Source organism: Macrococcus hajekii, assembly GCF_004359505.1.
GTDB classification, from domain to species: Bacteria; Bacillota; Bacilli; order Staphylococcales; family Staphylococcaceae; genus Macrococcus; species Macrococcus hajekii.
In genome coordinates this window covers 973,433-985,558 of the sequence record NZ_SCWE01000001.1, presented here as the reverse complement: position 1 = coordinate 985,558, position 12,126 = coordinate 973,433, and the positions used below count along the sequence as shown (strand labels likewise).

At 41.2% G+C, this 12,126-nt stretch carries 14 protein-coding genes; 13 read left to right on the top strand and 1 reads right to left on the bottom strand.

Annotation, left to right across the window (positions count from 1 at the left end):
* Window positions 1–70: 70 nt before the first annotated feature.
* Window positions 71–445, bottom strand: a complete 375-nt coding sequence (gene kapB, locus ERX37_RS05145; RefSeq protein WP_133429565.1) for a sporulation phosphorelay system protein KapB — start codon at window positions 443–445, stop codon at window positions 71–73.
* A gap of 61 nt (window positions 446–506) precedes the next feature.
* On the opposite strand from kapB, the gene ERX37_RS05140 reads away from it, so the two are divergent.
* The 13 genes from ERX37_RS05140 to lepB (ERX37_RS05080) all read left to right on the top strand — a co-directional run bounded on the left by ERX37_RS05140 (window position 507) and on the right by lepB (ERX37_RS05080) (window position 12,105).
* Window positions 507–1,100 carry a peptidylprolyl isomerase gene (locus ERX37_RS05140; protein WP_133429564.1) on the top strand — a complete coding sequence of 198 codons (594 nt, stop codon included), beginning with the start codon at window positions 507–509 and terminating at the stop codon, window positions 1,098–1,100.
* A 96-nt stretch (window positions 1,101–1,196) separates the two neighbouring features.
* Complete coding sequence (locus tag ERX37_RS05135) at window positions 1,197–1,403, top strand: hypothetical protein (RefSeq protein WP_133429563.1); 207 nt, start codon at window positions 1,197–1,199, stop codon at window positions 1,401–1,403.
* Entirely contained in the window at window positions 1,387–1,641 is a 255-nt protein-coding gene (locus tag ERX37_RS05130) for a DUF1871 family protein (RefSeq protein WP_133429562.1), read from the top strand. The genes ERX37_RS05135 and ERX37_RS05130 overlap by 17 nt, the downstream gene beginning before the upstream one ends.
* Window positions 1,642–1,706: 65 nt before the next feature.
* A complete protein-coding gene (ygs, locus tag ERX37_RS05125) occupies window positions 1,707–2,069 on the top strand; it encodes a S1 domain-containing post-transcriptional regulator Ygs (RefSeq protein WP_133429561.1) in 363 nt (120 codons plus the stop codon).
* 162 nt (window positions 2,070–2,231) lie between these two features.
* Complete coding sequence (pruA, locus tag ERX37_RS05120) at window positions 2,232–3,776, top strand: L-glutamate gamma-semialdehyde dehydrogenase (RefSeq protein WP_133429560.1); 1,545 nt, start codon at window positions 2,232–2,234, stop codon at window positions 3,774–3,776.
* Between the two features lie 64 nt (window positions 3,777–3,840).
* Window positions 3,841–5,034: an ornithine--oxo-acid transaminase gene (locus ERX37_RS05115; protein WP_133429559.1), complete on the top strand. Its 1,194-nt coding sequence runs from the start codon at window positions 3,841–3,843 to the stop codon at window positions 5,032–5,034.
* 100 nt (window positions 5,035–5,134) lie between these two features.
* Window positions 5,135–6,379, top strand: a complete 1,245-nt coding sequence (locus tag ERX37_RS05110; protein WP_133429558.1) for a Glu/Leu/Phe/Val family dehydrogenase — start codon at window positions 5,135–5,137, stop codon at window positions 6,377–6,379.
* A 107-nt stretch (window positions 6,380–6,486) separates the two neighbouring features.
* Entirely contained in the window at window positions 6,487–7,647 is a 1,161-nt protein-coding gene (locus ERX37_RS05105) for an iron-containing alcohol dehydrogenase (protein ID WP_133429557.1), read from the top strand.
* A 178-nt stretch (window positions 7,648–7,825) separates the two neighbouring features.
* Complete coding sequence (locus ERX37_RS05100) at window positions 7,826–8,653, top strand: glycerophosphodiester phosphodiesterase (protein WP_229713118.1); 828 nt, start codon at window positions 7,826–7,828, stop codon at window positions 8,651–8,653.
* Window positions 8,654–9,034: 381 nt separating this feature from the next.
* Window positions 9,035–10,381, top strand: a complete 1,347-nt coding sequence (locus tag ERX37_RS05095) for a glucose-6-phosphate isomerase (protein WP_133429555.1) — start codon at window positions 9,035–9,037, stop codon at window positions 10,379–10,381.
* Between the two features lie 89 nt (window positions 10,382–10,470).
* Window positions 10,471–11,058 carry a TVP38/TMEM64 family protein gene (locus tag ERX37_RS05090; RefSeq protein ID WP_133429554.1) on the top strand — a complete coding sequence of 196 codons (588 nt, stop codon included), beginning with the start codon at window positions 10,471–10,473 and terminating at the stop codon, window positions 11,056–11,058.
* A 2-nt stretch (window positions 11,059–11,060) separates the two neighbouring features.
* Window positions 11,061–11,534: a signal peptidase I gene (lepB, locus tag ERX37_RS05085; RefSeq protein ID WP_165981969.1), complete on the top strand. Its 474-nt coding sequence runs from the start codon at window positions 11,061–11,063 to the stop codon at window positions 11,532–11,534.
* A 10-nt stretch (window positions 11,535–11,544) separates the two neighbouring features.
* On the top strand, window positions 11,545–12,105 hold the full coding sequence (lepB, locus tag ERX37_RS05080; RefSeq protein ID WP_133429552.1) for a signal peptidase I: 561 nt from the start codon (window positions 11,545–11,547) through the stop codon (window positions 12,103–12,105).
* The last annotated feature ends 21 nt before the right edge of the window (window positions 12,106–12,126 follow it).

Sequence of the window (12,126 nt, the reverse complement as noted above, 5' to 3'; positions counted from 1 at the left end):
TTAAACCGTCCGCCTCGAGACGCTTTATTCATCTTAAATAAGAGAGAACATATTAATGTTCATCAAATCGTCAAAATTGTAACTGATTGTAGTGGCTGTATTCTTCCTTTAGATTGCCGATCATCTTGAGTGCCTGTTTATTATAATCTGTATCTTCAGTCTGGAGCTTCGCTTCCAGTCTTAAGACAGCTGCTTTCAGCGATTCATTATAATCAGGCACTTCATCTTCGAATGGCTTGAGTAAATTCGGATGAACAATTCTTTTCTCACGATAAGCGAGAGCTTTACGTTCATGAAAGAAAACATCAGTCGCACCTGGTGCGTGAAGGTCACCTTGTTTTGGGTGATGGATAACCGCGAGAATCTGTACGAGTGCACCGTTTGGATGGTCACCTATTTGTTCAACGACGTATCGACCTGTCTTAAATGGGAGTTGATAATACATATTCATCATCCTTTATGTTAATATATTATGGTACTTATCATATCATGAAGGAGCATAAATCATGACACAATTCCCGCAATTAAATACAGAGATAGCAGAAAATGAACGTGCAGTAAACTTAGTGACATCTAAAGGAACAATGAAAATTAAATTATTTCCTGAAGTAGCACCTAAAACAGTTGAGAACTTTATCGGCCTTACTGAAAAAGGTTACTACGAAGGTATTACTTTCCACCGTGTCATCAATGACTTTATGATTCAAGGTGGCGATCCGACTGGAACAGGTATGGGCGGCGAAAGTATCTACGGAGATTCATTTGAAGATGAATTCTCAATGGAAGCATTCAATCTTTACGGTGCATTATCAATGGCCAATGCTGGTCCTAACACAAATGGTTCTCAGTTCTTTATCGTACAGATGAAAGAAGTGCCTGCACAGATGTTGTCACAGCTTAAGCAAGGCGGCTGGCCGGAAGAGATCGTTGAAGCATACGCTGAAAAAGGCGGCACACCCTGGCTCGACCAGAAACATACTGTATTCGGTCAAGTAATTGAAGGACTTGATGTGCTGGAAGCTATTGCAGCTGTTAAAGTAGGCCCACAAGATAAACCTGTTGAGCCTGTTACTATCGAAAAAGTTGAAATTATTAAGTAATCCCGACTAAATCAATAAGTCATGAAATGTTCATGACTTATTGATTTTTTTGTTTTATAGCATGCTATAATGCTAGGGATTAGGAGATGATGAATCATGATGGAATTTTTATATTTTCCGGAAAATAAAATGGAATATATCCCCGCTGTCATTACACTTGCTATATTTATGCTGCTCGCTTATCTGACATTTCGTTTCTTTAAAAATCATGCCTCAAAAGAGGAAGAGAAGATGGAAGCATTTGAACAGGATGTACTCAGACGCCTTGAAGATAAGGAACTAAAAAATGAACGCAGCCTTTAATATAGAGCTTTATAAATTACTTGCAGACTGGAATCCTATGGACTTTGAAGATAAAACGATGGCAGATCAGGAGATTTATGACTGTATGGATATTATCCATCAGAAAAAAGAGAGAGAAGAGACAATTCATGATATACAGTCGGTCTATCAATATGCTTTTGATAAGGCGCCTGCCTATGATGAAGTAGCTCGCATCTTAAATCAGGTTGAACAGCTGAATCAGACATGTGAAATATAGTGATACCCCCGCTCTTTATGATACACTGATAGAGGTGAGATAAGGAGTGAAAGGGGGGGGCGACGATGAAATATCGCAAGGGACAGTTCGTTAAAGTAAAAGTAACGGGCATTCAGCCTTATGGTGCGTTCGTAGAGACAACGGACCATGTAGAAGGACTGATACACATCTCTGAAGTAATGAATGATTATATCCACAACTTGAATGTTTTTCTGTCTGTGGGACAGATTGTCAAGGCCAAAATACTGGATGTGGCCAGTGATGGAAAACTGAATCTGACTTTAAAGGAAAATGATTATTTCCGACGTCAGGAACGCAAAAAAGAGAAGAAATCTGTGCTGGATGAAATCAATACGGAGCAGTCAATCGGATTTGAGTCATTAAGAGAAAGATTGCCTGACTGGATGGCTAAAGCCGAACGGTATTAAGAACACGACATGTCGTGTTCTTTTTTAGTGAATTTATACGATAAAAAGCATAAATATTTTTTCTTCCTTTTTGTATCAAAGGACTTGAACTTATTCCGCTTTTTGTTCATTATTAACAATGTAAGGGTTTTCGTAAAAACCTAAATCAAGGAGGACAATATCATGATTCCATACAAACACGAACCATTTACTGATTTTGCTGTTGCAGAAAATCAGCAAGCAATGAAGCAGGGCCTTGAAACAGTTAATAATTATTTAGGACAGGACTATCCACTGATCATCGGTGGCGAACGCATTATGACAGAAGAAAAAGTACGTTCATATAATCCGGCTAAAAAAGATGAGACAATCGGATATGTGGCAAAAGCGACACAGGAACATGCTGAAAAAGCGATGGCTGTGGCTAAAGAAACTTTTGAAACATGGAGAAAGGTTTCACCTAAGGTTCGTGCGGATGTCTTATTCCGTGCAGCAGCGATTATTCGCCGCCGTAAATGGGAATTCTCAGCGCTCTTAATTAAAGAAGCAGGTAAACCTTGGAACGAGGCAGATGCAGATACTGCTGAAGCGATTGACTTCCTTGAGTTCTATGGCCGCGAAATGCTGCGCCTGAAAGATGGTGTCAAAGTTGAAAGCCGTCCAGGCGAATTCAATCGCTATGACTATCTGCCACTCGGTGTAGGTGTCGTCATCTCACCATGGAACTTCCCATTCGCAATTATGGCAGGTACAACGGTTGCACCGCTTGTAACAGGTAACACTGTACTCTTAAAACCATCATCTAATACACTCGTTGTCGCTTACAAATTCATGGAAGTATTAGAAGAAGCGGGTATGCCAAAAGGTGTGGTTAACTTCATTCCAGGTTCATCTAAAGATATCGGTGACTTCATCGTTGACCATGTAGATACACGATTCATCTCATTCACTGGTTCACGTGATGTCGGTGTTCATATTTACGAACGTGCAGCAAAAGTTCACGAAGGGCAGTTAAATCTTAAACGTGTCATCGCAGAGATGGGTGGTAAAGATACTATCGTCGTGGACTCTGAGGCAGACCTTGAACTTGCAGCTGAATCAATCGTCAAGTCAGCATTCGGCTTCTCAGGTCAGAAATGTTCAGCCTGCTCACGCGTGATCATTGTAGAAGATGTTTACGATGAAGTAGTAGCAAAAGTAAAGGAAAAAGCTGAAAAACTGACAGTAGGTAATCCTGAGACAAATGAACATTTCATGGGTCCAGTTATCGATGAAGCATCACTTAACAAAATCAAGGAATACATCGAAATCGGTAAAGGCGAAGGTAAACTGCTTGTCGGGGGTACAACGGATGAAGAAGAAGGCTATTTCGCACATCCGACTGTCTTCGTTGACTTAAAACATGATGACCGTATTATGCAGGAAGAAATCTTCGGACCTGTTGTCGGTATCGCTAAAGCGAAAGATTTCACTGAAGCAATTAAATTTGCAAATGACACTGATTATGGTTTAACAGGTGCTGTTATCACGAATAACCGTGAACATCTGGAGGAAGCACGTCGTGACTTTATGGTCGGCAATCTTTACTTCAACCGTGGCTGTACTGGCGCGATTGTAGGTTATCAGCCATTCGGTGGCTTCAAAATGTCAGGTACTGACTCTAAAGCAGGCGGACCAGACTACTTAGTTCTTCACATGCAAGGTAGAACATCTTCAGAAATGCTGTAAGTCAAACAATAAATTAAGCAGTGCTTGAAGAAGCACTGCTTTTTTAAAAAAAGGGGATAAAAAAATGACTAAATCAACAGAAATCATTGAACAGACAAACCACTACGGTGCACCTAACTATCATCCACTTCCGATCGTCATTTCAGATGCAGAAGGTGTGTGGGTAAAGGATCCTGAAGGCAATCAATATATGGATATGCTGTCTGCATACTCAGCAGTGAACCAGGGGCATCGTCATCCTAAAATTATTCAAGCATTAAAAGATCAAGCTGATCGCGTTACGCTGACGTCACGTGCATTCCATAGTGACAAACTCGGTCCATGGTATGAAAAAATCTGTAAACTGGCAGATAAAGAGATGGTACTGCCGATGAATACAGGAGCTGAAGCAGTTGAGACTGCGATTAAAGCAGCACGTCGCTGGGCATATGATGTAAAAGGCGTAGCGAAAGATCAGGCAGAAATCATTGGTATGAAAGGTAACTTCCATGGTCGTACGATGGCTGCTGTTTCATTATCGAGTGAAGCGGAATACCAGCGCGGATATGGTCCACTGCTCGGTGGTTTCAAATTAGTGGATTTCGGTGATATTGAACAGATTAAAGCAGCGATCACTCCGAATACAGCAGCAGTTATTCTTGAACCGATTCAAGGGGAAGCAGGAATCAATATTCCAGCTGATGGTTTTTTGAAACAAGTACGTGAAGTATGTGATGAAAATAATGTCCTGTTTATTGCCGATGAAATTCAGGCAGGTCTAGGTCGTTCAGGTAAATTTTTCGCGACTGACTGGGATAACGTCAAACCGGATATGTATATTTTAGGTAAAGCACTGGGTGGCGGTGTATTCCCGATTTCATGTGTACTCGCTGATAAAGAGATTCTGGAAGTCTTCAATGCAGGTTCACATGGTTCTACATTCGGAGGGAATCCTCTCGCATGTGCAGTCTCTATAGCAGCACTTGATGTGTTAGTGGACGAGAAGTTATCAGACCGTTCATTAGAGCTCGGAGAATATTTCCAGGCGGAACTTAAAAAGATTGATAATCCAGTGATTAAAGAAGTGCGTGGTAAAGGTTTATTTATTGGTGTCGAACTAAACACGGATGCACGTCCGTATTGTGAGCAGCTGAAAGAACTCGGCTTGTTATGTAAAGAAACACATGATACAGTCATCCGTTTTGCACCACCTCTTATTATTACTAAGGAAGAACTTGACTGGGCTTTAGAGCGTGTGAGACAAGTCTTCACAAAATAATTGATAGCGTTTTCAATAATTTAAGGTTTGTTCTTTAATTGTTCATTAAATATGTTACAATAGTTGAGAAATAAAGAATTGAAAAAGAGGCGAAGAGGATATGGCAGAACACGAAAACTTAGTATCATCGACACAGATCATCATTAAAGATGCACTGGATAAATTAGGTTTTGATGAGGGGATGTACGAATTAGTGAAGGAACCAATGCGTTTACTCACTGTTCGTATTCCTGTAAGAATGGATGATGGTTCTGTTAAGACCTTTACAGGCTATCGCGCGCAGCATAATGATGCAGTAGGCCCGACTAAAGGGGGCGTACGGTTCCACCCGGATGTAGACGAAGATGAAGTAAAAGCATTGTCAATGTGGATGACGCTAAAATGTGGCATTGTTGACTTACCTTATGGTGGGGGTAAAGGCGGTATCGTCTGCGACCCTCGTCAGATGAGCATTCATGAAGTGGAGCGATTATCACGTGGTTACGTTCGTGCAATTTCTCAGATTGTAGGACCTACTAAAGATATTCCGGCACCGGATGTTTTCACCAACTCTCAAATTATGGCTTGGATGATGGATGAATACAGTAAAATGGATGAATTCAACTCTCCAGGTTTCATTACAGGTAAGCCGATTGTTCTCGGTGGTTCACAGGGGCGTGATCGTTCTACAGCATTAGGAGTTGTCATCGCAATCGAGGAAGCAGCGAAACGTCGTGGCAAAACAATTAAAGATGCACGTGTTGTTATTCAAGGATTTGGTAATGCCGGCAGTTTCTTAGCGAAATTCTTATATGATGCGGGCGCAAAAGTGATTGCGATTTCTGATGCGCACGGTGCATTACATGACCCAAATGGTCTTGACATCGACTATCTGCTGGATCGTCGTGATAGCTTCGGTACAGTAACCAATTTATTTGAAGATACGATTTCAAATAAGGAATTATTCGAACTGGATTGTGATATTTTAGTGCCTGCTGCAATCTCTAACCAGATCACTGAAGAAAATGCATATGACATTAAAGCAGAAATCGTAGTGGAAGCGGCCAATGGTCCGACAACGATGGAAGCGACGAAGATTCTGACTGAACGTGGCATCCTGCTCGTACCGGATGTACTGGCAAGTGCAGGCGGTGTGACTGTCTCTTACTTCGAATGGGTACAGAATAACCAGGGTTATTACTGGACAGAAGAAGAAGTAAATGAAAAACTACGCGAGAAGCTTGTGAAAGCATTCGACAATATTTATACACTTGCACAGACGCGTGAAATTGATATGAGACTTGCTGCTTATATTGTTGGTATTAAACGTACGGCAGAAGCTGCACGTTACCGTGGCTGGGCATAAGTGTTAACAAGGAGACCTTTAAAGGGTCTCCTTTTTTAATGAGCAGATAGCTGTGCAGTCTTTAAGGAACACGCTAAACTAGATGTACGAATAGGGGGCAATTAATAATGAATTCATTTACATTTTATAATCCAACACAACTGGTCTTCGGTAAAGACAGCATCGAAAAATTACCACAGATGATTGCACAATTTACTCAAGGCAAAAAAATAATGCTGACTTATGGTGGCGGCAGTATAAAAAAATCAGGTCTTTATGACCGCATTATGACTTTATTATCTGACTTTGAAGTGACTGAATTCGGCGGTATTGAGCCGAATCCACGTTTATCGACAGTGACAAAAGCTGTTGAAGTCGTGAAAGAAAAAGGAATTGATTTTATTCTTGCAGTGGGTGGCGGCAGTGTCATCGATGGAACTAAGTTAATTTCTGCAGCAAGTAAACTGGACAATGATCCATGGGATATCGTAACGCGTAAAGTGACACCAGAAGAAGGGGTGCCATTCGGTACAATCCTGACGATTTCAGCGACAGGTTCAGAAATGAACTCAGGTTCAGTTATTACAAACTGGGAAACGAATGAGAAATTAGGCTGGGGTTCCCCACTTGTCTTTCCTAAGTTCTCATTACTCAATCCTGAAATTCTCTATACGCTGCCTAAGAATCAGACGGTCAATGGTATTGTCGATTCGATGAGTCATTTACTTGAACAGTACTTCAATGAAGCGGATAACAGTGCGATTGGCGATGCAATGATCGCGGGTGTGATGAAAGAAATCATGAAAGCTGGCGAAGTAGCTTTAAAAGAACCTGAAAACTACGAAGCGCGCGAAACGTTGATGTTAGGTGCGACTGTTGCCCTAAACGGCTTTATGCGCATGGGATATAACGGTGACTGGGCCACACATAATATAGAACACGCGGTCAGTGCAGTGCATGATATTGCACACGGTGCAGGTCTCGCTATTCTCTTCCCGGCATGGATGACTTATGTATCAGATAAATCACCCGAACGTTTTGCGAAGTTTGCAGAAGATGTCTTTGACGTTGACAGCAGTTTAAGTCAGCAGGAAAAAGTGGATGCCGGTATTAATGGTATTCGTGACTACTGGACGTCAATCGGTGCACCTGCTCATTTAAGTGATTTTGAGATCACAGAAGATGATTTTGAGACTTTCGCAGACAAAACATTATTCAATGGACCATTCGGCAACTTCTATCAGTTAGATAAAGAAGCAGTCATGGCTATCTATCAGCTGGCAAAATAAGACACAGGACCACTTTCTATAACGGAAGTGGTCTTTTGTATATTTTAAGTAAAAATATTTAACCTTTTGTTAATATACATTTTTACATGCGCAAATGGTTTAAAATAGCCCTGTAATACATAAAATATGCGGAGGTTATCCAATGAAGAAGTTCAGTTTAATTTTGCTGTCAATCAGTATGTTGTTCACTATTTTTGCAGGAAATGTTGAGGCTAAATCTCACACAAAAAAACAAGTGATCGCTCATCGAGGTGCGAGCGGATATGCACCGGAACATACTTTTGCAAGTTATGATTTAAGCCATAATGTGATGGGCGCTGATTATATTGAAGTTGATCTGCAGATGACAAAGGACGGGCAGTTGATTGCTATGCATGATGAAACAGTAGACCGGACGACAAATGGGACAGGTGCGGTTAAAGATTTAACATTAGCTGAAATCAAGCAGCTGGATGCAGGGAGCTGGTTCAACGACAAAAATCCTGAACTTGCTAAACCAAGCTATGTAGGTCAGCAAGTACCAACCCTCGATGAAATTTTAACGAGATACGGTAGCAATGCTAAATATTATATCGAAACAAAATCACCAGATGTTTATCCTGGTATGGAAGAAGAATTAATTCGCGTACTTGCGGAGCATGGCTTAATGAAGACAAACAAACTGAAAAAAGGACATGTATTAATCCAATCATTTTCAAATGAGAGTCTAGTTAAAATGCGTCAGCTGAATAAAAAAATTCAGCTCGTACAGCTACTGGATAGAAATCAAGTCGATACATTGACAGATGCACAGCTCAGTGAACTGAAACAATTAGTTATGGGTATCGGACCTAACTTCCGTGATTTAACAGCGGATAATACAAAACGTCTGAAATCATATGGTTTTGTAGTGCATCCTTATACTGTTAATACAGAAGAAGATATGCGACGAATGAATAGCTACGGTGTCGACGGTGTATTTACGAACTATGCGGATGTTTATAAACGTATTGTCAATGAAAAATAGAAGTTTTTCTAAAGCTGATCTTTTTAAGGTCAGCTTTTTCGATGCGAGTGTCGTGAAGCGCGCCACTCAGCAGCGGAAATGGGGGCGAGTGTCGTGAAGCGCGCCACTCAGCAGCGGAAATGGGGGCGAGTGTCGTGAAGCGCGCCACTCAGCAGCGGAAATGGGGGCGAGTGTCGTGAAGCGCGCCACTCAGCAGCGGAAATAGGCGCGAGTGTCGTGAAGCGCGCCACTCAGCAGAGGAAATAGGCACGAGTGTCGCAAAGCGCGCCACTCATAGTTCACAGTGTCGACATTTCGTCATATATGGAGAGGTGACTATCATTGAGATGTCTTCACTTTTCAAGTAGAATGAGGAGGAATTCAAATACAGGAGGCTACATGATGACACATATCAAATTTGATTATGAAACAGCGCTTACTTTTCTAGGTCAACACGAACTGGATCAGATGAGAGATCTCGTCAAGAATACACATCATACTATTCACGAAGGATCAGGGGCTGGCAGTGATTATTTAGGCTGGGTCGATTTACCTGAAAACTATGATAAAGAAGAATTTGCTCGCATAAAAAAATCTGCCGACAAGATTAAATCTGATAGCGATATTTTATTAGTCATTGGTATCGGTGGTTCATATCTCGGTGCACGTGCGGCGATCGAAATGTTATCGAAGACATTTGATAACTTTGCACCGCAAGAAGGACGTCCACAAATTATTTTTGTTGGTCATCATCTTTCTTCATCATATGTCAGCGATTTAATCAAATATATCGAGGGCAAAGACTTCTCCATTAATGTTATTTCTAAATCTGGAACAACGACAGAGCCTGCTGTCGCATTCCGTATCTTCAAGAAATTAATCGAAGAAAAGTATGGCAAGGAAGAAGCAAAATCACGTATTTATGCGACAACTGATAAAGAAAAAGGGGCACTGAAATCACTTGCTGATACAGAAGGATACGAAACTTTTGTGGTACCTGATGATGTAGGCGGACGCTACTCGGTTCTGACAGCAGTGGGTCTCCTGCCGATTGCTGCTGCCGGTATCTCAATTGATGATATGATGCAAGGTGCTCAGGCAGCCCGCACTGATTTAAGCAGTTCAGAACTTGAAGATAATATCAGTTATCAGTACGCTGCTATCCGTAATATCCTGTATAACAAAGGCTATACGATTGAAATGCTGATTAACTATGAGCCAAGTCTGATGTATTTCAATGAATGGTGGAAGCAACTGTTCGGCGAATCAGAAGGCAAAGATTTTAAAGGAATTTATCCTTCAAGTGCGAATTTCTCTACAGATCTTCACTCACTTGGACAGTATGTACAGGAAGGTCGTCGTGATATTTTCGAGACGGTTGTCAAAGTGGCTGCACCTCGTGAAGATATTACAATCGAAAAAGATGAAAATGACCTTGATGGTCTTAACTTCCTTGCAGGTGAAACGCTTGATTATGTCAACACGAAAGCGTTCCAGGGTACGCTCCTCGCTCATACAGATGGCGGTGTACCGAATTTAGTAGTAGAAGTACCACAGCTTGATGCCTTTACATTCGGTTACTTAGTCTACTTCTTCGAGTTAAGCTGTGCGATGAGCGGCTATTTACTCGGTGTCAATCCATTCAACCAGCCAGGCGTCGAAGCCTATAAACAGAATATGTTTGCACTGCTTGGTAAACCTGGTTATGAAGATAAAAAGAAAGAACTGGAAGAACGCCTTAACCATTAACAGGGCAGGAAAACCGCTTATAGCGGTTTTCTTTTTATTTTCAGACGGATAGTATAAACTATAAATAAATACTTAAAAGAGGTTAATGGATGTTACATGATTTACTTTCACCTGATTATTTACAGCAGTGGGTGCAGCATCATCCGATTCTAGGTATCTTCATCGGCTTTTTGCTGCCTTTTATAGAAGCTTTTTTACCGGTGCTGCCAATCATTGCATTTGCTGTTGTTAATGTTAATGCGTTTGGATTGCTGCCTGGTTTCTTCATTACCTGGAGTGGGGCTGTAGCAGGCGCTTATTCGGTCTTTCTGCTCATCAGGCGCTTCGGTCAGCATCGTTTTGTTGAACGACTTAACAAACATCCTTATGTTAAGAAAATGATGTGGCGTATCAATGAACAAGGTGTGCTGCCGTTATTTATTCTGCTCTGCTTCCCGTTCACGCCGTCCAGTCTGATTAATATTGTGGGTGCACTGTCTAATATCCGGCAACATCGTTATCTTGCAGCTGTAATGGCAGGTAAGGCGGTGATGCTGCTTCTGCTCAGTTATATTGGGGCCGACCTGAAATCATTTATCACCCAGCCGGTTAAGACAGTTATAGTTATCTGTCTGCTCTTGCTCTTATGGTTGATCGGCAAAAAAGTGGAAGATTATTACGAAAGGAAGGGCAAGTAAGGGTGAAAAGAGGTCTTTTTTATGTCTTATTCATTGTGACATGGATTATTTTATTCAGAACATTTCTGCTCGGTTCATATATCGTTGACGGTCGTTCCATGGAACCGACATTAAAAAATGGTGAACGTGCAGTGGTCAATATTGTGGCTGACCTGGTGCGCCCATTAAAGTCTGGTGATATCATCTTTTTCAGAATGAACAACGAGACATATGTTAAGCGGATTGCAGCAGCACCAGGAGACTATATGATGCTTCACCAAGGCTACCTTTATGTCAATGGAGAGCGCTTCTCTGACCAACAAGTCGATTATAGTAAACTGACGACGATCAGTGACCCGGTTATCCCTGAAAAATGTTATATTGTATTAGGAGACAATTTAAAAGACAGCGTCGATTCCAGAGCATATGGTTGTATCGCAGAACGTGATATTATGGGTAAAGTCATCGGTCATTTTGATTTTAAATTAAATGAATGAGGTGTGTTATTTGAAAAAGGAGATTTACGAGTGGCTGGTCGCGATTATTGTCGCCTTCGCACTTTATTTTATTATCCATCAGTTTTTATTTGTGGTTTATACAGTGAATGGTGATTCTATGCATCCGACTTTGAAGAATGGTGAGAAAGTGATCGTCAGTAAAATTAATTATACACTCGGGGATATACATAAGGGAGATGTCGTTGTCTTCCACGCAGATTCTAAAGATGATTATGTCAAACGGGTCATCGGTACGGCGGGCGATAAAGTGAGATATCAGGATGATCAGCTTTATGTCAACGATAAAAAAGTGGATGAGCCTTATCTTGAAGAGAATAAATTATCTAAAACCAATGTCCAGTTGACTGAGAACTTCACAGTGAAAGATATCTCGACACCATCAGTAGATGTCATTCCAGAAGGTAAGTTACTCGTACTCGGGGATAACCGTGAAGTCAGTAAAGATAGTCGTTACTTCGGACTCATCGATGAAGACCAGGTGGTAGGAGAAGTATCACTTAGATTCTGGCCGTTCAATGTATTCCATTATAATTTTGATCCAGCACAATAAGCGTTAAACACTTTTTATATT

What these genes read in the sequence shown, in the direction of transcription:
- kapB (WP_133429565.1), bottom strand. Translation starts at nt 445, where the DNA reads ATGTATTATCAACTCCCATTTAAGACAGGTCGATACGTCGTTGAACAA.
- ERX37_RS05140 (WP_133429564.1), top strand. Translation starts at nt 507, where the DNA reads ATGACACAATTCCCGCAATTAAATACAGAGATAGCAGAAAATGAACGT.
- ERX37_RS05135 (WP_133429563.1), top strand. Translation starts at nt 1,197, where the DNA reads ATGATGGAATTTTTATATTTTCCGGAAAATAAAATGGAATATATCCCC.
- ERX37_RS05130 (WP_133429562.1), top strand. Translation starts at nt 1,387, where the DNA reads ATGAACGCAGCCTTTAATATAGAGCTTTATAAATTACTTGCAGACTGG.
- ygs (WP_133429561.1), top strand. Translation starts at nt 1,707, where the DNA reads ATGAAATATCGCAAGGGACAGTTCGTTAAAGTAAAAGTAACGGGCATT.
- pruA (WP_133429560.1), top strand. Translation starts at nt 2,232, where the DNA reads ATGATTCCATACAAACACGAACCATTTACTGATTTTGCTGTTGCAGAA.
- ERX37_RS05115 (WP_133429559.1), top strand. Translation starts at nt 3,841, where the DNA reads ATGACTAAATCAACAGAAATCATTGAACAGACAAACCACTACGGTGCA.
- ERX37_RS05110 (WP_133429558.1), top strand. Translation starts at nt 5,135, where the DNA reads ATGGCAGAACACGAAAACTTAGTATCATCGACACAGATCATCATTAAA.
- ERX37_RS05105 (WP_133429557.1), top strand. Translation starts at nt 6,487, where the DNA reads ATGAATTCATTTACATTTTATAATCCAACACAACTGGTCTTCGGTAAA.
- ERX37_RS05100 (WP_229713118.1), top strand. Translation starts at nt 7,826, where the DNA reads ATGTTGTTCACTATTTTTGCAGGAAATGTTGAGGCTAAATCTCACACA.
- ERX37_RS05095 (WP_133429555.1), top strand. Translation starts at nt 9,035, where the DNA reads ATGACACATATCAAATTTGATTATGAAACAGCGCTTACTTTTCTAGGT.
- ERX37_RS05090 (WP_133429554.1), top strand. Translation starts at nt 10,471, where the DNA reads ATGTTACATGATTTACTTTCACCTGATTATTTACAGCAGTGGGTGCAG.